19 protein-coding genes are annotated in these 19,519 nt (G+C 65.9%); 7 read left to right on the top strand and 12 right to left on the bottom strand.

Annotation, left to right across the window (positions count from 1 at the left end):
- Positions 1–3: 3 nt before the first annotated feature.
- From accD to ACP15I_RS15775, 3 genes are all read left to right on the top strand, one after another.
- The gene (accD, locus tag ACP15I_RS15785; protein ID WP_424975822.1) at positions 4–984 is read left to right on the top strand and encodes an acetyl-CoA carboxylase, carboxyltransferase subunit beta; all 981 of its coding nucleotides are present in this window, start codon (positions 4–6) and stop codon (positions 982–984) included.
- Entirely contained in the window at positions 981–2,249 is a 1,269-nt protein-coding gene (locus tag ACP15I_RS15780; protein ID WP_424975821.1) for a bifunctional folylpolyglutamate synthase/dihydrofolate synthase, read from the top strand. Before accD ends, ACP15I_RS15780 begins: the two co-directional genes overlap by 4 nt.
- Before the next feature lie 101 nt (positions 2,250–2,350).
- On the top strand, positions 2,351–3,346 hold the full coding sequence (locus ACP15I_RS15775; RefSeq protein WP_424975820.1) for a Hint domain-containing protein: 996 nt from the start codon (positions 2,351–2,353) through the stop codon (positions 3,344–3,346).
- Here ACP15I_RS15775 and ACP15I_RS15770 read toward each other — a convergent pair.
- The 6 genes from ACP15I_RS15770 to ACP15I_RS15745 all read right to left on the bottom strand — a co-directional run bounded on the left by ACP15I_RS15770 (position 3,343) and on the right by ACP15I_RS15745 (position 9,225).
- Positions 3,343–3,636 carry a 4a-hydroxytetrahydrobiopterin dehydratase gene (locus ACP15I_RS15770; RefSeq protein WP_424975819.1) on the bottom strand — a complete coding sequence of 98 codons (294 nt, stop codon included), beginning with the start codon at positions 3,634–3,636 and terminating at the stop codon, positions 3,343–3,345. The genes ACP15I_RS15775 and ACP15I_RS15770 overlap by 4 nt on opposite strands.
- Positions 3,636–4,874 (bottom strand): GNAT family N-acetyltransferase, encoded by a 1,239-nt coding sequence (locus ACP15I_RS15765; protein ID WP_424975818.1) that lies wholly within the window; start codon positions 4,872–4,874, stop codon positions 3,636–3,638. Before ACP15I_RS15765 ends, ACP15I_RS15770 begins: the two co-directional genes overlap by 1 nt.
- 69 nt (positions 4,875–4,943) lie before the next feature.
- On the bottom strand, positions 4,944–5,693 hold the full coding sequence (locus ACP15I_RS15760) for a glycerophosphodiester phosphodiesterase family protein (RefSeq protein ID WP_424975817.1): 750 nt from the start codon (positions 5,691–5,693) through the stop codon (positions 4,944–4,946).
- On the bottom strand, positions 5,690–6,157 hold the full coding sequence (locus tag ACP15I_RS15755; RefSeq protein ID WP_424975816.1) for a RidA family protein: 468 nt from the start codon (positions 6,155–6,157) through the stop codon (positions 5,690–5,692). Before ACP15I_RS15755 ends, ACP15I_RS15760 begins: the two co-directional genes overlap by 4 nt.
- A 27-nt stretch (positions 6,158–6,184) precedes the next feature.
- Complete coding sequence (locus ACP15I_RS15750) at positions 6,185–7,489, bottom strand: HlyD family type I secretion periplasmic adaptor subunit (RefSeq protein ID WP_424975815.1); 1,305 nt, start codon at positions 7,487–7,489, stop codon at positions 6,185–6,187.
- On the bottom strand, positions 7,486–9,225 hold the full coding sequence (locus ACP15I_RS15745) for a type I secretion system permease/ATPase (protein WP_424975814.1): 1,740 nt from the start codon (positions 9,223–9,225) through the stop codon (positions 7,486–7,488). Before ACP15I_RS15745 ends, ACP15I_RS15750 begins: the two co-directional genes overlap by 4 nt.
- 206 nt (positions 9,226–9,431) lie before the next feature.
- Here ACP15I_RS15745 and ACP15I_RS15740 point away from each other — a divergent pair, with 206 nt between their 5' ends.
- Both ACP15I_RS15740 and ACP15I_RS15735 read left to right on the top strand, forming a co-directional pair.
- On the top strand, positions 9,432–10,217 hold the full coding sequence (locus tag ACP15I_RS15740) for an MlaA family lipoprotein (protein ID WP_424975813.1): 786 nt from the start codon (positions 9,432–9,434) through the stop codon (positions 10,215–10,217).
- Positions 10,207–10,830 carry an MlaC/ttg2D family ABC transporter substrate-binding protein gene (locus ACP15I_RS15735; protein WP_424975812.1) on the top strand — a complete coding sequence of 208 codons (624 nt, stop codon included), beginning with the start codon at positions 10,207–10,209 and terminating at the stop codon, positions 10,828–10,830. The genes ACP15I_RS15740 and ACP15I_RS15735 overlap by 11 nt, the downstream gene beginning before the upstream one ends.
- Positions 10,831–10,896: 66 nt before the next feature.
- On the opposite strand, the gene ACP15I_RS15730 is transcribed toward ACP15I_RS15735, so the two are convergent.
- On the bottom strand, positions 10,897–13,152 hold the full coding sequence (locus tag ACP15I_RS15730) for a transglycosylase domain-containing protein (RefSeq protein WP_424975811.1): 2,256 nt from the start codon (positions 13,150–13,152) through the stop codon (positions 10,897–10,899).
- Positions 13,153–13,432: 280 nt separating this feature from the next.
- Between ACP15I_RS15730 and ACP15I_RS15725 the strand changes: the two genes are divergently transcribed.
- Together ACP15I_RS15725 and ACP15I_RS15720 are read left to right on the top strand one after the other, a co-directional pair.
- Positions 13,433–13,771: a P-II family nitrogen regulator gene (locus ACP15I_RS15725; RefSeq protein ID WP_424967047.1), complete on the top strand. Its 339-nt coding sequence runs from the start codon at positions 13,433–13,435 to the stop codon at positions 13,769–13,771.
- A 33-nt stretch (positions 13,772–13,804) separates the two neighbouring features.
- Complete coding sequence (locus ACP15I_RS15720; RefSeq protein ID WP_424975810.1) at positions 13,805–15,118, top strand: ammonium transporter; 1,314 nt, start codon at positions 13,805–13,807, stop codon at positions 15,116–15,118.
- Positions 15,119–15,323: 205 nt separating this feature from the next.
- Here the strand turns inward: ACP15I_RS15720 and ACP15I_RS15715 are convergent, their stop codons facing one another.
- From ACP15I_RS15715 to dapA, 5 genes are all read right to left on the bottom strand, one after another.
- Entirely contained in the window at positions 15,324–16,505 is a 1,182-nt protein-coding gene (locus tag ACP15I_RS15715; protein ID WP_424975809.1) for an aromatic amino acid transaminase, read from the bottom strand.
- A gap of 8 nt (positions 16,506–16,513) precedes the next feature.
- Positions 16,514–17,365, bottom strand: a complete 852-nt coding sequence (gene sseA, locus ACP15I_RS15710; protein ID WP_424975808.1) for a 3-mercaptopyruvate sulfurtransferase — start codon at positions 17,363–17,365, stop codon at positions 16,514–16,516.
- A 218-nt stretch (positions 17,366–17,583) separates the two neighbouring features.
- On the bottom strand, positions 17,584–18,066 hold the full coding sequence (gene smpB, locus ACP15I_RS15705; protein ID WP_424967043.1) for an SsrA-binding protein SmpB: 483 nt from the start codon (positions 18,064–18,066) through the stop codon (positions 17,584–17,586).
- 5 nt (positions 18,067–18,071) lie between these two features.
- On the bottom strand, positions 18,072–18,542 hold the full coding sequence (locus ACP15I_RS15700; RefSeq protein ID WP_424967042.1) for a GNAT family N-acetyltransferase: 471 nt from the start codon (positions 18,540–18,542) through the stop codon (positions 18,072–18,074).
- The gene (dapA, locus tag ACP15I_RS15695; RefSeq protein WP_424975807.1) at positions 18,523–19,398 is read right to left on the bottom strand and encodes a 4-hydroxy-tetrahydrodipicolinate synthase; all 876 of its coding nucleotides are present in this window, start codon (positions 19,396–19,398) and stop codon (positions 18,523–18,525) included. The genes ACP15I_RS15700 and dapA overlap by 20 nt, the downstream gene beginning before the upstream one ends.
- Positions 19,399–19,519: the final 121 nt, after the last annotated feature.

Below are 19,519 nucleotides of genomic sequence, written 5' to 3'. Positions count from 1 at the left end.
CCGATGAACTGGATCTCCAACTACGTCCGCCCGACCATCAACTCCCTGTTCTCGCGCCGCGAAGTGCCCGAGAACCTGTGGACGAAATGCCCCGAATGCGGAACCATGCTGTTCCACCGGGAGCTGTCGGATAACCAATTCGTCTGCGTGAGCTGCGACCATCATATGGGCATCACGCCCCGGGCCCGCTTTGAGGGCCTGTTTGATGGCGGTGTCTTCTCTGAGGTGGAGGTCCCCGCCCCGATCGCCGATCCGCTGCAGTTCCGCGACCAGAAGAAATACCCAGACCGCATGAAGGCCGCGGTGAAAACCACCGGCGAGAAAGAAGCGATGCTGGTCGCCGAGGGCGAGATCGGGCGCACGCCGATCATTGCCGCGGCACAGGATTTCAGCTTCATGGGCGGGTCCATGGGGATGTATGTGGGCAATGCGATCGTGGCCGCCGCCGAGCGCGCGGTCGAGCTGAAACGCCCGCTGATCCTGTTCTCTGCCGCCGGGGGCGCGCGTATGCAGGAGGGCATTCTCAGCCTGATGCAGATGCCGCGCACGACCGTCGCGGTCGAGATGCTCAAGGAAGCCGGGCTGCCCTATATCGTCGTGCTGACCCACCCGACCACGGGCGGGGTGACGGCTTCCTACGCGATGCTGGGCGATGTGCAGATTGCCGAGCCCAATGCGCTGATCTGCTTTGCCGGGCCGCGCGTGATCGAACAGACCATTCGCGAGAAGCTGCCCGAAGGGTTCCAGCGGGCCGAGTACCTGCTCGATCACGGGATGCTCGACCGGGTGACCCACCGCATGAAGATGCGCGAAGAGCTGATCCGGATCACCCGGATGCTGCTCGGGCTGGATCCGGCCATTGCGGGCGACCTGCCCGCCCCTGCGCCCAGCCCCGCCGCCGAAGAGGGCGCGGCAGAGCCCGCCCCGGCCGATTCCTCCCCGCCGCTTGCACAGCCCGGGGAAGGACGCCCCTCCGGCGCGTGAGCGGGGCAAATTCGGACATCATCCTCGAAAGGCTGATGTCGCTGCATCCCAAGATCATCGATCTGACCCTCGACCGGGTCTGGCGCCTGCTGGCGACGCTCGATCACCCCGAGCGCGCCCTGCCGCCGGTGATCCATATCGCCGGAACAAATGGCAAGGGCTCGACCGTCGCGATGATCCGCGCCGGGCTCGAAGGGGCCGGGCTCACCTGTCACGCCTATACCTCGCCCCATCTGGCGCGATTTCATGAACGGATCCGGGTGGCCGGAACGCTGATCTCCGAGCCCGATCTCGCGGAGCTGCTCGAGGAATGCGAGCGCGCCAATGGCGGCGGGTCGATCACCTACTTCGAGATCACCACGGTGGCGGCCCTGCTGGCCTTTGCCCGGACGGCGGCGGATTACACCCTGCTGGAGGTTGGGCTGGGCGGACGGCTTGATGCGACGAATGTGGTGGACCGGCCCGCGCTCTGCGTGATCACGCCGATCTCCCTCGATCATCAGCAGTTTCTGGGCGAGACCGTGGCCGAGATCGCGGGCGAAAAGGCCGGGATCCTGAAGCGTGGCGTGCCCTGCGTGGTCGGGCCGCAATCGGATGAGGCGCTGGAGGTGATCGAGGCCAAGGCGGCAAGGGCGGGCGCGCCGCTCCTGATCCATGGCCAGCACTGGCATGTGGGGATCGAGCATGACCGGCTGGTCTATCAGGACGAGACCGGCCTTCTGGACCTGCCGCGTCCGGCACTGCCCGGCCCGCACCAGATCGAGAATGCCGGGGCGGCCCTGGCGGGGCTGCGTGCGCTGGGCGCGGGGCAGGCCGAGGCCGCGATGACCCAGGCCGAATGGCCCGCCCGGATGCAGCGTCTGCGCAGCGGGCCGCTGGCCGAGGCGCATCCCGAGCTCGATCTGTGGCTCGATGGCGGGCACAACCCGGCGGCGGGAACGGCCCTGGCCGACACCCTGTCCAGCCTGCCCGCGCGCCCGACCTATCTGGTCTGCGGGATGCTGCGCACCAAGGATGTGAGCGGGTTCCTCCGCCCGCTGGCGACCCGGGCCCAGGGCCTGCATGCGCTGTCGATCCCGGGCGAGCAGGCGACCCTGACGGCGGCGGAAACCGCCGAGGCCGCGCGTGGTGTCGGGCTCGTGGCGACCGAAGCTGCGGGCGTTGCCGAGGCGCTGGCCGAAATCGCGGCGCAGACCCCGCAGGCTCGCGTCGTGATCTGTGGGTCCCTCTATCTTGCGGGGGCTGTCCTGCGCGAGGCGGGCTGACCGCGGCGGCCCACAGGGCTCTGTTAACCAGAATCACACCGGCACAGGTCTAGAACAGACCCTGAACACGCCTGCGCGGCAGGCACCATCGGGATGTCGGTTTGCCCAAGAAATCCAAATCTCTCGCGACGCAGGACGACGCCTCGGACCACAGCTATTCCAGCGTGGGCTATCCGAATGACGCCTATTACCTGCCCGAGGGGACGGACCTGAAGGTCATGGATCTCAAGCTGGTGGATGAGGACGGCGATGGCGATATTGGCCCCGGCGACACGATCAACGGGTCCAAGGTCACTGCATCCTATCTCGGCGATGCGGTGGGCGTGGATTTCGGCGATGGGGAGCAGGTGGTGGAGGGCGTGACCTTCTACCTCTCCGATGGCAGCCAGATCTTCATGGCCACCGATGGCACGCAGCTCGAGGATGGCGAGGCCACGGGCAGCAAATGGGTCAACAGCAGCACCGATGTCCCGGTCAGTTCGATCACGGCGCCTTGTTTCGTCGCGGGCACCCTGATCGCCACACCCGAGGGCGAGGTCCCGGTCGAGGAGCTGCGCGCGGGCGATCTGGTGTTGACCCGGGACCATGGGGCGCAGCGCTTGCTCTGGGTCGGGCAGCTCACCCTGCCCGGCGACGGCGCCGCCGCGCCGATCCGCTTCGCGCCCGAAGCCCTTGGCGGCACGCGCCCGCTTTTCGTGTCGCCGCAGCACCGGATGCTGCTGCAGGATGGGCGGCTCGATCTGCTGCTCGCCGAGGAGGAGGTGCTGGCCGCGGCCTGTCATCTGGTCAACGGGGCGAGCGTCGCGCCCGCGCCGCGGATGCAGGTGACCTATGTCCACCTTCTCTTTGCCCGACACGAGATCGTCTTTGCCGAAGGTGTCCCGAGCGAGAGCTTTCATCCCGGCGAGGAAGGGATGCGCGCCTTCGGTCCCGCCCGCACCGAGAGCGCGGTCGCAACCTTTCCGGATCTTGCGGCCTTCATCGCAGGCTACGGTCCCTGCGCGCGCCGGGTTTTGCGCGCCCATGAGGCGGTGGTGGCCGGGCGTCTGGTCATCGGCGCGGACCGCGCGGCACTTGCCGCGCCGCTCGCGGCCTAGGCCAGCGCGTCGATCTTGGTCGCGAGCTTGATGTCGAGATCGGACAGACCGCCCACATCATGGGTGCTGAGCGTCACGTCCACCTTGCGATAGACATTGAACCATTCCGGATGGTGGTCCCATTTCTCGGCCCAGAGCGCCACATGGCTCATGAAGGCGAATGCGGCGGTGAAATCCGCAAATTCGAAGGTCTTCTCGATGGCGTCGCGCCCATCGACCAGCGCCCATCCCGTCGCCAGAAGAGGGGCCAGCACCGCATCGCGGGTCTCAGGGGTCAGTTTCTCAGCCATCAGTCCTCCGACAGGGTTTTCTTGAACGGGCCATAGCCCGTCATCACTTCGATCTCTTCGTCCACCGCGTCCTTCTCGGCGACCAGATAGGTGCGGATCGCATCGGCAAAGCCCGGATCGCGCACCCAGTGCAGGGAATGGGTCTGGGTCGGCAGGTAGCCGCGCGCAAGCTTATGCGCGCCTTGGGCCCCGGCCTCGACCGTCGCGAGCCCGTGGGCAATGGCGAAATCGATGGCCTGATAATAGCAGGCCTCGAAATGCAGGCAGGGGTAATCCTCGATACAGCCCCAGTAGCGGCCATAGAGCACGTCGCGACCGATGAAGTTCAGCGCACCCGCGATGGGCACACCGTCCCGCAGGGCGAGGACCATCATCATGTCGTCGCGCAGGGTCTCTTGCGCGATGTCGAAGAAGCGCCGCGTGAGATAGGGCGTGCCCCATTTGCGCGCGCCCGTATCCTGATAGAACACCCAGAACGCATCCCAATGGGCGGGCTGAATGTCGTCGCCGGTAAGCTGCACGATCTCGCCGCCAAAGGCCTGCGCGGTCTGGCGTTCCTTGCGGATATTCTTGCGTTTGCGTGACGAGAGCGAGGCGAGGAAGTCGTCGAACTGCCCGTAATCGCGGTTCTCCCAGTGGAACTGCTGGCTCGTGCGCGCCATCAGGCCCATCGCCTCGCCGGCGCGGGCCTCCTGCTCGGTGCAGAAGGTGATGTGGAGCGAGCTGACCTCCGCCTCTACCGCGACCTGCACCGCGCCCTGAACCAGGGCGGATTGCCCGATGGTCTCGTAGCCCGGGCGCACGAGCAGCCGCCGCCCGGTGGCCGGGGTGAAGGGGACCGCGACCTGCAGTTTCGGGTAGTATCGTCCGCCCGCGCGCTCATAGGCATGGGCCCAATTGTGGTCGAAGATGTATTCGCCCTGGCTGTGCGACTTCGCATAGAGCGGCGCGACCGCGATCACCGTCTCGGCCGCGCGCGCCACGAGGTAGCGCGGGCCCCAGCCACTGCCGGCGCCGACCGAGCCGGACCGTTCCAGCGCGAACAGGAACCTGTGCGTCGTGAACGGATCCGCCGGGCGGCCGCCATCGGCGGCCTCGGGGCAGGCGCAGGCATCCCAGACCTCCGGCGCGATCTCGGCCAGCGTGTGGATCACGCTGATCTCGACGCGGGTCTCGTCAGGATCGGGGGGCGTGGGCGTCTCGGGGGCGGGATCTGGGATCATCGAAGCTTTCACCATCGGGCTCTGCTGTCAAAGATGGCCCCGGGGCGAGGGGGGTCAACCCTGCGCAGGTCCGATGCGGTGCGCTCAGGGCAGGTATCCCTCGAAGGTGATGTTGTCGGCGGTCTTCAGGGCGGCTTGGGCATCTTCGGGGCTCTTGATGGTCCATGTCAGAACGGGAACACCGCGCGCCTTCATGCTCTGAACCGGGGCCATGTGGAGGGATTTGCAATCATGGCTGATGAAACTGGCTCCGACCGCGTCGAAATCCGTCATGTTGTTCAGGTGATCCTGCCGTGCCGCGCTCAGATAAGGCAGGGTCGAGAAATCCTCGGTCACCAGTCCAAGGGCGCGATCCGGGGCGGCCTCCCGCAGGGGGGCGACGGCCTGCGGGTTGAAGCACATCGTGGCCGCCAACCCGTCATACCCCGACAGGGCGCGCGCGACGGCCCGGGCGAGGGTGCCATCCTCGGGCGCGTCCTCGCTCGGCTGGCTCTTGAGTTCGATCAGGACCGGAACGCGCCCGCCCACCATTTCCAGCACATCGCGCAGCGAAGCAGAGGGTTCGTCCCCGCCCAGCAGGGGAAACCGGGTCATCTCGGCCAGCGTGTGGTCGCGGACGAGGCCGTCCTGCCCGGTCAACCGCTCCAGCCTCGCGTCATGAAACACCAGGGCCTCGCCGTCCCGGGTGACCTGAACGTCCAACTCGATGCCATAGCCATGGGCGACGGCGGCGGCCATGGCGCTCGGACTGTTCTCGATGATCCCCGCGCGCTCGTCATGGAGACCACGATGCGCGAGGGGCCGATCCAGGAAAGCTTGCGGCAGGGCGGTCATGGGCGGATCTGGAAAATCCCTTCGATCTCGACCGCGACGCCGAAGGGCAGGGCGGCCGCACTGACCGCGGAGCGCGCGTGGCGCCCGGCATCGCCGAGGGCCTCGACCATGAAGTCCGACGCGCCGTTGATCACCTTGGGCTGGTCCTCGAAGTCGAGGGTCGAGTTCACGAAGCCCACCAGCTTGACCACGCGCACCAGCCGCTCGAGATCGCCATCACAGGCCGCGCGCACCTGCGCCAGCAGGTTGATCGCGCAGCGCTTGGCCGCCTCGGCACCTGCCTCGGCCTCCAGATCCGCGCCGAGCTTGCCCTTGATCATCGCCCCATCGGCCATGGGCAGTTGCCCGGACACATGGACCAGATCGCCGACCTGGACGAAGGGCACGTAATTGGCCGCGGGCGCGGCGGCCTCGGGCAAGGTGACGCCCAAGGCGGCGAGGCGGTCTTCGAAGGTGGTGGCCATGCTCAGTCTCCCGTGATTTCGGGTCGTTTATCCCTCACGGAAGGCGCGATTGAAATAGTCGCTGAGCGGTTTCACGAAATACTCGATCGGGGTGCGATCGGCGGTCCGGATGAAGGCCTCGACCGGCATGCCCGGGATCAGGTCGAGCCCGGACAGTTTCTCGATCTCGCCTTCCTGCGGGGCGGTCTCGACCCGGTAGAAGGACGCGCCGGTGGTTTCGTCGATAAAGGCGTCGGGCGAGACGCTCACGACCTCCCCCTTGAGCTCGGGCGTGCGGCGCTGGTCGAAGGCCGAGAAGCGCAGGTTGACCTCCTGCCCGACAAAGACTTCGTCCACATTGATCGGGTTCACCCGGCTGGTGATGATCAGGGGCCGGTCTTGGGGCACGAGATACAGCACGGGCTCCGCCGCCCGGATGACCGAGCGTTCAGCAAAGATCGTCAGGTCATAGACGATGCCGCCTACAGGCGCGCGGATATCAAGCCGGCTGAGCCGCTCGCGCAGGGCGCGGCGCTGCTGCTGCAATTCGAGTTCCTGGGCCTGGGTGTCGCGCAGGCGGGCGATCGCCTCTTCCCGGCGCGAGGTGGTCAGTTTGAGGATCTCGATATCGATCTCGGTCTGCCGACCGCCGAACTCCGCCTTGGAGGCGGTCAGTTCCCCGACCGAGCCGAGCAGGCGAGCCTGTTCCCGTTGCAGGGACAACACGCGCGAGGCCTGCGCCAGACCGCGATCCAGCAAGCTTTGCTGATCCGCGAGTTCCTGTTCGATCAGGTCGAGCTGCTTGCCGAGGGCCACCTGCTGCGCGGTGATGCCCTCGATCTGGTTGTCGATCTGGGATCGGCGGCGGGCGAGCTGTTCGGTTTCGGTCTGGATCGAGGTGTTGCGCGCCTCAAAAAGGCGGCGCTGCCCGGCCATGACATCGGCGATCTCGGCGCTCGTCGCCGCCGCAAGCAGCAGCGCGTCGTCGAAGATCACCTCATCCACCCCGTCCCGCTCGGCCACGAGGAGCGCGCGACGGGCCATCAGCTCAAAAAGCTGCCCCTCGACAATCGCGAGATCCGTCAGAAGAAGCGTCGGGTCGAGCTGGATCAGCAGCGCGCCGCTTTCCACCGTATCCCCCTCGTCCACGGCGATGTTCTGGACCACGCCACCATCGGGATGCTGCACGACCTGCCGGTTTTGATCGACCTCGATCTGGCCGGGCGCGATGATGGCCCCGGCGATATTGGCCATGACGGACCAGGTGCCGAACCCTCCGACCAAGATCGCGAGGGTCAGACCGCCAATCAGCAATTGGCGACGGGCGGGGAATTTGCGGGATGAGGGGCTCATGACACGCCTCCGGCAGCTTTCTTGAGGATTTCCTTGTGGTTCGAAACCATGGATTTCAGGACCTCGTCACGGGGCCCGAAGGCCTTGCGCGAGCCGCCTTCGAGCACGAGCAGCGTATCGCACTGCTCGATCGCGGCGGGGCGGTGCGCCATGATCAGCACGGCCTTGCCGTCCTTCTTCATCCGCGCGACGGCGGCGTTCAGGGCCTGCGACCCACTGTTATCGAGGTTCGAGTTCGGCTCATCCAGCACCAGAAGCACCGGATCGCCATAGAGCGCGCGCGCCAGCCCGATCCGCTGCATCTGGCCGCCGGACAGCTTGGTCTGGCTGCCGAGGATCTGGGTGTCATAGCCTTTGGGCAGCTTCAGGATCATCTCATGGGCGTCGGCCCGCTTTGCGGCATCCACCACGGCCTGGGCATCGGGTTGCGTCGCGAGACGGGCAATGTTCTCGGCAATCGTGCCGTCAAACAGCACCACCTGCTGCGGCAGATAGCCGATATGAGTGCCCAGCACATCCGGTCCGAACTGGTCGAGGGACGCGCCGTCGAGCCGGATCTTGCCGCCCGCCGCTGGCCAGATCCCCGTCAGGGCCCGCGCCAGCGTCGACTTGCCCGCGCCGCTCTGCCCGATCACGCCGCAGGCCTCGCCCGGGGCCACGGTGAACGAGATGCTGCGCAGGGCGGCCTGTGCCTCCCCCGGGGGGACAACGATCAATTGCTCGACCGCGAGGCGCGCCTTGGGCTTGGGCAGGGGGGTCCGTTCGGGATCGGGGGGGATCGTATCCAGCAGCTCGATCAGGTCGCGCCGCCCTTTCATGGCGCGCTGCACCAGCGGCCATTGGCCGATGGCCATCTCGATCGGGGCGAGGGCACGGCCCATCAGGATCGAGCCTGCGATCATGGCGCCCGCCGTCAGCTCCCCCTGCAGGACGAGATAGGCGCCGAGGCCCAGCATCGCCGATTGCAGGAACAGCCGAAACGTCTTGGTCAGGGTCGAGAAGCCGCCCGTGCGGTCCGAAGAGGTCAGCGTCTCGGTCAGCGAGGCGCTGCGCACCTGATTCCATCGGGCAAAGGCCGAGCCGCGCATCCCCAGCGCCTCGACGGTTTCGGCCCCGCCGGCGAGCTGTTGCGACATCATCTCGGCCCGGGCCGAGGCTTCGTTCGCCTTGCTGACCGGGCGGCTGGTCAGCCATTGGTTCAGCACGGTCACGATGATCAGGAAGGTCCCGCCCAACATGGCGAGATAGCCCAGCCACGGATGGAAGATGAAGATCGCCGCCACGAAGAGCGGGGTCCAGGGAATGTCGAACACGGCCAGCAGGGCAGGCGAGGACAAAAGTCGCTGCATCGCTTCGAGGTCGCGCAAGCCTGTTGCGGCGGTGGTCTGCCCCTCGCGCAGGGATTTGCGCAGGGAGGCTGAGAAGACCCGCTGGTCCAGCGTGTCCTGCATCCGCGCCCCGGCCCGGGCCAGCACCCGGCCCCGCGCCCAGTCGAGCAGGCCCATCATCAGGAAGAGAAAGGCGACCAGCGCCGAAAGCGCCAGCAACGTCTCTTCGGACTGGCTGCCCAGCACGCGGTCATAGACCTGCAGCATATAGAGCGGCCCGGTCAGCATCAGCAGGTTCACAAAGATCGAGAACACGAACACCGACCCGAAGAGCGGCATGTTCGCGCGCCGGATTGCGCCCAGTTCTTCCTTGCCCTTGCCGGCATTTGGCGGTCTGCGTGCTGCCATGACGTGTCCCTGTTCTTCTTCGGATCCACCGCCCGGAAAGGCGGAGCTCTGCCGATTCTTACGCTTACTTGTTTAACGTGGCTTCTCTAATCACGAAGCCTTTCCTATCTAAGGGCGTATAGGCGTATATACTGCAAGCCAATTGTCGCTGCTGATCCCGGAAGCCGAGTTCTATGTCCCAATCTCTTCGCCGCATTTTGCGGCCTGTGTCCTGTCTTGTTCTGATTGCCGCTCTGGGGGCCTGCGCAAAGCCGCAGAACGCCAGTGACATCATCGACCCGCTGGAGCCCGCCAATCGCGGGGTTCATACCTTCAACAAGACGCTGGACAAGGCCGTCCTGCGCGATGTGTCCCGGGCCTATGTCACCGTGGTGCCCGAGCCGGTGGTCGACGCGATCAGCAACGCGACCCACAATCTCGAGCAGCCCTCGCGGATCATGAACAACCTGCTGCAGGGTCGGGTCGAGAATGCGGCCCATAACTCCTTTCGGTTCCTCGTGAACACGACCTTCGGGCTGCTGGGCGTGCTGGATGTGGCTGACGCCATGGGGCTTGAGGAGATCGACACCGATTTCGGCGAGACGCTCTATGTCTGGGGCGTGGGCGAGGGGGCCTATCTGGAGGTGCCGCTGCTGGGCCCGCACACGTCGCGCCGGCTTGTCGGGCGGGCCGTGGACATCGTGACCGACCCGATCGGCGAGGCCGTGTCGTTCACGCGCCCGCTGGCCGTGCGCGCCGGGCTCTACACCACCGAGCAGCTCAAGGACCGGGCCGAATTCTCCAACGTGGTGGACGATGTGCTCTACAACAGCATCGACAGCTACAGCGCCACACGCATTTTTTACCTGCAGAACCGCCGCTTCATGCTTGGGAGCGCCGAGGGCCCGGACTATCTCGATCCCTACGAGCTGTCTGCTGACGGCGATGGCGGCGCCGCGGGTGCCGCGGATGATTTATACTTCGACCCCTACGAGGACCCCTATGCCCAGTAACCTGCTTCGCCGTACCTTCTTGCGCCAATTCGCGGGCTCTGCCCTGGCGGCGGTGCCACTGCTTGGCCTGGCCGGGGCCCGCCCGGCCCAGGCGCTGAACACGCAGCAGGCCTCCGATCTCGTGGGCCGGGTCGTGGAGGAGATCGACAAGGCGATCAATTCCGGCAAGACCGGTCCGGCGCTCTACCGCGAGTTCGAGAAGATCTTTCAGCGCTACGCGGATGTGAACATCATCGCGCAATCCGTGCTCGGGGTGGAATGGCGCAGCGCGAGCAATGCGCAGCGGCGCGCCTATACCGAGGCATTCGCGCCCTATATCGCGCGCAAATACGGGCGCCGGTTTCAGGAATTCGTGGGCGGGCGGATCGATGTCGAGAGCGCGCGCCCGGTGCGCAGTTTCTTCGAGGTGAAGGGCACGGCCTATCTGCGCGGCGAATCGCCCTTCGAGGTGATCTTCCTGGTGTCGGACCGCTCCGGGCGGGACCGGTTCTTCAACATCATCATCGAAGGCGTGAACCTCGCGATCACCGAACGCGCCGAGATCGGCGCGCTTCTGGATCGCAATGGCGGCGATCTGGACGCGATGATCCGCGACCTGCGCAACACCCAGTAACGGGGCGCGTCCGCGCCGCCCTGGCCCAGGGCGGCGCCACAGGTCCCAATCGTTCCTGCCGAGGGCCTAGTTCCGCCCGAGGATCTGTCCCAGAACATCGCGAATGACCCGCTCCGCCGCGTTGCGGATCGGATCCTCGCGCGTATCGGGCCGGGATTGCACCACCTGCGGTGCTTCCGGCGCGCGCGCCGGCGGCAGGGTCATGGGCAGCGGCTTTTGCGGACGCCCCTCATGGACCCGGGTCATGGTTTCGCGCCAGATCTCCGCCGGCAGACCGCCCCCGGTCACACCGGTCAGGGGCGTGTTGTCGTCATAGCCCATCCAGATCCCGGCCACGTAATCGGCGGTGAAGCCCACGAACCAGGCATCCCGCGCGGCCTGCGTCGTGCCGGTCTTGCCCGCCGCCTGCCGGTTCTCCGGAAGTTTGGCGCGCCCGCCTGTTCCGTCGGCAATGACGCGGTACATCATATAGGTGAGCTCCTGCGCCGCGCGCTGGCTCACCACGCGCTCGCCGATTCCGCCCGCCTGCCCCATCAGCGGGGTCGTATCCCCCAAAAGCCGCAACTCTGTCAGCCCGTAGGGGGCCACGCTGCTGCCACCATTGAGGATCCCGGCATAGGCCGCCGTCATCTCCAAGAGCGTGCTCTCGGAAGCCCCGAGCGCCAGCGCGGGACCATCGGCCATCTTGCGCGCGATCCCGAAATCCGTGGCGACCTTGCGTACATTCTCGCGCCCGACCTCTTCGGACAGCCGGACCGCAGGCGTGTTGAGCGAGTTCATCAGGGCCTCGGTCAGCGTCACCTCGCCATAGAAATTGCCCGTGTAGTTCCGCGGGCTCCAGGGGCCGGAGCCGGGGATGTTGATCGTCAGCGGTGCATCGAGGATCAGGTCGTTGGGCCGGTAGCCCAGATCGAGCGCGGCGGCATAGACGAAGGGTTTGAAGGCCGAACCGGTCTGGCGCAGGGCTTGCGTCGCGCGGTTGAACGCGCCCGAGACCTGCAGCTTGCGTCCGCCCACCATGGCCCGCACCGCGCCATCGGCGGACATCACCACGATGGCGGCCTGCGCCTTGGAGCCCTTCGAGACCTTGGTGTCGAAGACATATTGCAGCGCCTCTTCGGCGGCGTTCTGGATCCGCTGATCGAAGGTCGTGCGGATAATCACGTCCTCGGTCGTCTCCGATGTCAGGAAGCTCGGGCCCGAATCCATCACCCAATCGGCGAAATACCCGCCGGCCAGACGCTCGGCCGCGGCCGACAGGGTCGCCGGGTTGGCCTGGGCCACGGCGGCCTCGGTGTCGCTGAGATAGCCCTGCTCCTGCATCAACCCGATGATGGTGGCTGCACGGCGCTGGCTGCGGGCCAGATCATTGGTCGGGGCAAATCGTGTGGGCGCGACCAGCAGCCCGGCGAGCATGGCCGCCTCGGGCGGGGTCACCTCGGCGGCGGACTTGCCGAAATACCGCTGGCTCGCAGCCTCGAACCCACGGGCCCCCGCGCCCAGATAGGCGCGGTTGAGGTAGATCGTCAGGATCTCGTCCTTGGTATAGGCCGTCTCCAAGGCCATGGAGTACGGGATCTCCTTGACCTTGCGCCATATCCCGCCGGAGCGGCACTCGGCTTCGTATTCCGCTTCGGTCTGCCCGCTTTCGGGGGAGAACTCGGTCCCGAGGCAGAGAAGTTTCGCCACCTGCTGCGTGATGGTTGAGCCGCCATGCCCCGAGAGCGGACCGCGTCCTTCGCGCAGGTTGATGCGCACGGCGCTGGCGATGCCGCGCGGGCTGATCCCGAAATGGCGATAAAACCGGCGGTCCTCGGTGGCGATGATCGCGTTCTTGAGATGGGGCGAGACCGTATCGGCAGTGATGATCCCGCCGAACTGATCCCCGCGCCAGGCATAGACGTCGCCTTCCCGGTCCAGAAGCGTCACCGAGCCCCGCACCCGCGCATCCGTCAGGTCCAGCGCGGGAGGCAGCGTCGAATAGTGATAGGCCGTGGCCCCTGCGAGGATCAGCAGCAGGACCGCGATCCCGCGCCAGGTGATCGCGAAGATCACGCCGAAGATCCAACCGATCAGCCGTTTGATGCTCCAGCCGATGCGGGCAAAGAAGCCGCGCGGCGGGCCGCCGCCGCTGCGCCGCTTTTTACGGGCGGGCGCGGGTTTGCGTGCCACGGATTTGCGGGCTGCGGCCTTCTTGGTGGGCGCCTTGCGCGCGGGCGCCTTCGGCTTTGGTTTGGGCTTGGCTTTGGCGGCCTTGGCCGGGCGTCCGGCAGGCCGCGGGTCGGCGCGCAGCACCGGCCGTTTTCGGTTATCTGAACTCATACGCGGTGCCTGTACTGCTCTGCATCGCCCTGCAAGGGCCCGGGTCTCCGCCCTGTTGCAATGTAACCCTTCGTGACTCGATTTTGCACGGGTCGGAATCGAATTCTCCGTTCTTCAACTGCCCAAAAAATGTGCCATCGCGCAGAATCGTGCAAAAAATGTGCGACAACAACCTCAGGTTGTCGAGAATTGCCGCTGTCGGATTGAAGCTGCACCACGTGACGTTCTGTTGTGCGCCCGTGAACTCTCGCAGGGAACCTGCCTTAAGGAAGGGTAAGACGTGAAACTCATCATCGCAGCAATCAAACCGTTCAAGCTGGAGGAGGTGCGCGAAGCGCTCACATCCATCGGCGTGCGCGGCATGATGGTCACCGAGATCAAGGGCTTCGGCTCTCAGTCCGGTCACACCGAAATTTACCGCGGCGCCGAATATGCCGTGAACTTCGTGCCGAAGGTCAAACTTGAAATCGTCGTGGGCGATGCCATGGCCGACCAGGTGGTCGAAGCCATCCAGTCCACCGCCAAGACCGACAAGATCGGCGACGGCAAGATCTTTGTTCTCGACGTGCAGCAGGCGGTCCGCGTCCGCACGGGCGAAACCAACGACGACGCGCTGTAAAGCCTGCGTCTCTTTTCAGAGGGTAACCGTATAATGAAAATAACCAAGCTCCTTCCCCTGGCGGCCGCTGCGATCGCGCTGCCGAGCCTGGGTCTTGCTCAGGACGCCGCGCCGACATTCGACGAAATCGGCCCGTACATCATGACCACGCTGCTGTTCTGCATGGCGGGTTTTCTGGTGTTCTTCATGGCCGCGGGCTTTGCGATGCTCGAAGGCGGCCTGGTGCGTTCCAAGAACGTCACCATGCAGATGACCAAGAACATCGCGCTCTATTCCATTGCGGCCATCATGTACTGGCTGATCGGCTTCAACCTGATGTATCCGGGTGATTTCAACGGCTATGTGGGCAGCTTCTTTGTCCCGACCGTGCTGGATCCCGTGGGTGTTGCCGCCGCTGATGCCGCGCTTGACTATGCGTCCATCGGCTCGGACTTCTTCTTCCAGCTGGTGTTTGTGGCCGCGACCGCATCCATCGTGTCCGGTGCTCTTGCCGAGCGCATCAAGCTGTGGCCCTTCCTGATCTTCGTCGTTGTCCTGACCGGTGTCATGTACCCGATCTCCGGCTCCTGGCAGTGGGGCGGCGGCTGGTTGTCCGAGATGGGCTTCTCCGACTTCGCCGGTTCGACCGTTGTGCACTCCGTGGGTGGCTGGGCCGCTCTGGCCGGTGCGATTGTCCTCGGCCCGCGCCTTGGCAAGTACAAGGACGGCAAGGTCAACCCGATGCCCGGTTCCAACCTCGCCCTCGCCACGCTGGGGACGTTCATCCTGTGGCTCGGCTGGTTCGGTTTCAATGGCGGCTCGCAGCTGGCCATGGGCACCGTGGGCGATGTCTCTGACGTGTCGCGCATCTTCGCCAACACCAACATGGCCGCTGCGGCCGGTGCGGTGACCGCGCTGATCCTGACCCAGGTTCTCTACAAGAAGCCCGACCTCACCATGGTGCTGAACGGCGCACTGGCAGGCCTCGTGTCCATCACGGCAAGCCCGCTTGACCCGTCGCTGTTCGGCGCGCTCTGGATTGGTGCCGTCGGTGGCGTGATCGTGGTCTTCACCGTGCCGCTTCTGGACAAGTTCAAGATCGACGACGTGGTCGGCGCCATCCCGGTGCACCTCTTTGCCGGTATCTGGGGCACCATCGCGGTGGTCTTCTACCAAGAGGGCGCAAGCCTGATGACCCAGCTGATCGGTATCGCGGCCTACGGTATCTTTACCTTCGTCGCCAGCCTCGTGGTGTGGTTCATCCTCAAGGCAGTGATGGGCATCCGCGTCAGCGAAGAAGACGAGATCAACGGCTTGGATATGTCCGAAATGGGCATGGAAGCCTATCCGGAGTTCTCCAAGGGCTGAGACTCCTTCCACTCAGCCTGAACACTCCCCGGGCGTCTTTTCGCCCGGGCTTTTTATCAAAGTATCACCGCGTATTTGGTGATGTGCGTTTGGCCCTCGGGTCGTTTAGTGTGTCTCTTTGTATACAGTGCAGAGCCGGGTCGTTCGGGAAACCGAGGGGCCCGGTTTTCTTTTGGAGATGATGGTGGTGCGGGCGGGGCGCGCCTCAGCGCAGGACAGCTGCCAGCGCGTCCGCCACGGTGGCGCAGGTTTCTTCGGTCACACCGGCCATGTTGATCCGGCCCGCGCCCACGATGTAGATCCCATGCGCGTTGCGCAGCTCTGCCACGCGCGCTTCGCCCAAAGGCAGCATCGCGAACATGCCCTTCTGCCGGGTCAACCGATCGAACCGATCCGTGTTCAGGCGCGTCCGCAGGGCCTCGGCCAGCCGAGCCCGCTGCGTGGTGATCGCGTCGCGGATCGACCCGAGCTCATCCTGCCACTCCGCGCGCAGGGTCTGATCCCCGAGGATCTCGGTCACCGTGCGCGCGCCGTGATCGGGCGGGAAGGAATAGGTTACGCGGTTGATCCGGGTGAGATGGTTCTCGACCACATCCCGGGCCTGTGGCCCATCCGCCAGCGCGAGGCAGAGCCCGACACGCTCGCGGTAGAGCCCAAAGCTCTTGGAGCCGGAAAACGCGATCAGGACCTCGGGCAAGGTGCTGAGGCGGCGCAGAAACGCGCAGTCCTCTTCCGGGGTGGCCCCGAAACCCAGATAAGCGCAGTCGATGACCGGCACGGCTCCGGTCCGGGCGAGGCTGGCGACGATTGCCGCCTGCAGTTCCGCATCGGGATCGGCGCCTGTCGGGTTGTGACAACAGGCATGGAGCAGGACCACATCCCCCGCCTGCGCCCGGTCCAGATCGCGGAGAAGGCCCGCGCGGTCAATCTCCTGCGTATCGGGGTCGATATAGGCAAAGCTGCGAGTCTCCAGCCCGAGGCTCCGGGCCAGAACCCAGTGGTTGGGCCAGGTCTCCGCCGGGATCCAGACCCGCAGATCCGGGTGGGCGGCGCGGGCCAGGGTCAGGGCCGTCTGTACCGCCGAGGTGCCGCCCGTCGTCGCGCTGGCCGCCCGCCATTGTCCATCGGTCGCGGGCCCCAGTAGCAGGTTGGACACCGCCTCGTGAAAGGCCGCATCGCCGCGAAACGACACATAGGTCTTGGTCTCCTGACGCTTCCAGATCCGCTTCTCGGCCCGTTTGACGGCGCTGAAGACCGGGGTACGGCCCTCGGCATCGCGCCATACGCCGATCCCGAGATCAACCTTGCCCGGGCGCGGGTCTGCCTGGAACGCCTGCATCAGCGCGAGGATCGCGTCCGGGTCCGTGGGCGTCAGGCGCTCGAACATTGGCGGGGTCAGCCCGTGGCGACCTTGAGCCCGTCATACATGCCCCACTCGCTCCAGGAGCCGTCATAGAGGCTGTGATCCCGGTGGCCGATCCGTTCCAGCGCGAGGCTGAGGATCGCCGCCGTCACGCCGGAGCCGCAGGTGGTGATCACCGGCTTCGACAGATCGACCTCGGCCGCCTCGAATGCCGCGCGCAGTTCGGGGATCGGTTTCATTGTGCCGTCCTCGGCCAGCAGGCTGGCATAGTGCAGGTTGCTGGAGCCTGGGATATGCCCCGCACGCAGCCCGGGACGGGGCTCCGGGTCCTCGCCGCGGAACCGGCTGGGGGAGCGGGCATCCACCACCTGCGGCACGCCGAGCTTCGCGGCGGCAGCCACCTGGGTGACGTCCTTGATCAGATGAGCCTGACGCTGCACGGTCATGTGCCGGTCGCGGATCACCGGGGGCAGGTCCTCGATCTCGCGGCCTTCGGCCTGCCATTTGCGGAACCCGCCATCAAGAACCGCGATGTCGGTCTTGCCCATCAGCCGGAACAACCACCAGATCCGCGCGGCGGAAAACAGCCCCGCGCCGTCATAGACCACGACCTGGTGGCCATCGCCCACGCCCAGGGCGCGCATGCGGGACATGAATTTCTCAACCGGCGGGGCGGTATGGGGCAGCTCCGACCGCGCGTCGCTCACATCATCCATCGCCAGGAACCGCGCGCCGGGGATATGTCCGGCGTCATACTCGGCCTTGGGATCGCGCTGCGCATCGGGCAGATACCAGGACGCATCCAGGATGCGCAGATCCGGATTGGTCAGATGCGCCTCCAGCCATTCGGTGGATACCAGGGTCTTGGGATCGTCTTGTGACACGGGATGCGGCCTTGTCCTGCTGTGGTCTCATCCTTGGGTAACGAGCGGAGCCCGCGCTGGCAAGAGAGGCCAACGGGCGGGATCTGGGACCTCCCACGGGAGTTTGAGTATTTTTGGAACAATGAGGAGAGGCGCGCGCTTCGATCCGCAGCGCGTTCTGCAGGTTCATGGTTCTGCAAATACTCATGGCGCGGCCTGTCCGCCGGCGCGCCGCCCGCCTAGTGGCCTTGCTTCAGTAACCGCTGCTTCTGCCGGTTCCAGTCGCGCTTGGCATCCGTGGCGCGCTTGTCGGCGAGCTTCTTGCCCTTGGCGATGCCGATCTTCAGCTTCACCAGCCCGCGATGGTTGAAATACATCACCATGGGGACGAGCGTCATGCCCTGCCGCTGGGTGGCGTTCCAGAGACGCGACAGCTCGCGCTTCGAGACCAGCAGTTTGCGCCGCCGCCGTTCCTCGTGCTTCCAGGTCTTGGCCTGGGCATAGGGGGCGATATAGCTGTTCACCAGCCAGAGCTCGGCCTCGTCCACGGCCGCATAGCTCTCGGCGATGTTCGAGCCGCCTTCGCGGAGGGATTTCACTTCGGATCCTTCGAGCACAATACCGACTTCGAGGTCGTCCTCGATCGCGTATTCCCGCCGTGCGCGCCGGTTCTCGGCGACGACTTTGTAATTCTTCTCTTCGGGGGTCTTCGGTTTGGCCATACTGCTCACATAACAGGCGCGGCGGGGGATTCAACCAGCCGCATCTGCACCCGCTCCAGACCGGTTTCGGGATCCATGCGCCGCCCGGTTTCGACAAAGCCCAGCCGATGATAGGCGGCGCGGCCATGCATGTTGAGCGTGTAGACCTCGAGCGTCACGTCCTGCCCGGCGCAGAGCTCGGTCAGAAGGGCGCGACCGATCCCGCTGCGCTGCGCCTGCGGCGCGACAAAGAGCCCGGCCAGCTCGCGACCGCGGGTCAGGGAGGCAAAGCCCACGACCGCGCCATCGCGGAGCGCCACGAGCGTCTGGGTTGCGGGGAAGTAGTCTCCTTCCAGACGCGCGCGTTCCGCCGCGATCAGGTCGTCGCCGAGAAAGGGATGGGTACTGCGGGTGGCGGCCTCCCAGACGTCGCAGAGCGCGTCCAGATCCGCCGCCAGCCGCGGACGCAGGATCAGATCAGTCGAAGAGCCCGGCATGGGCCATCGCGGCCTTGACCGCTTTCTGGGTGTCCTCGGTCAGCCCCAGGAGCGGCAGACGCACCTCCTCGGAGCATTTGCCGAGCAGGGACAGGGCGTATTTCGCGCCCACGAGCCCGGGTTCCATGAAGATCGCTTCATGGAGCGGCATCAGCTTGTCCTGCAGCGTCAGGGCGGTGGCGAAATCACCCGCCAGCGTCGCCTCCTGGAACCGGGCGCAGAGCTTGGGCGCCACATTGGCCGTGACCGAGATGCAGCCGACGCCGCCATGGGCATTGAACCCCAGCGCCGTGGCATCCTCGCCCGAAAGCTGGATGAAGTCCGGGCCACAGGCCATGCGGGTCTGGCTGACCCGGGCGAGATCGCCGGTCGCGTCCTTCACACCCACGATCGTCGGCAACTCCGCCAGTACCGCCATGGTGGCGGGCGTCATGTCGACGATGGACCGGCCCGGGATGTTGTAGATCACAATCGGAATGTCCGCCGCCGCGGCCAGTGCCGTGTAATGGGCGATCATCCCGGCCTGGGTCGGCTTGTTGTAATAGGGCGTCACCACGAGCGCGCCTTGCGCCCCGGCCTCGGCGGCGTGGCGGACAAAGCGTACCGCCTCGACCGTGTTGTTCGACCCAGCACCCGCGATCACCGGCACGCGGCCGGCAGCAACCTCGATCACCTTGGCGACCACGGCCTCGTGTTCGTCATGGCTGAGCGTCGGGCTTTCGCCGGTCGTGCCCACGGGCACCAGACCATGGCTGCCCTCGGAGATCTGCCACTCGACAAACGCCTCCAGTGTCGCGAAATCCACGGCCCCGTCTTTCATCGGCGTGACCAGCGCTGGCATAGACCCTTTGAACATGGATACCCTCCTTAACGATGATCGATCCGATAGTGTCACGGGCGCATACCGCTCCGGCCGGGGGCAAGGCAAGGGGCTCGGGCGAAATACCCGGCGCTTTCCCCTATGATGGACGGTCACA

Source organism: Dinoroseobacter sp. S124A (assembly GCF_049801015.1).
GTDB lineage: Bacteria > Pseudomonadota > Alphaproteobacteria > Rhodobacterales > Rhodobacteraceae > Dinoroseobacter.
Note: the sequence above shows the minus strand (reverse complement) of the source record. Positions and strands in the feature narration are given on the sequence as shown.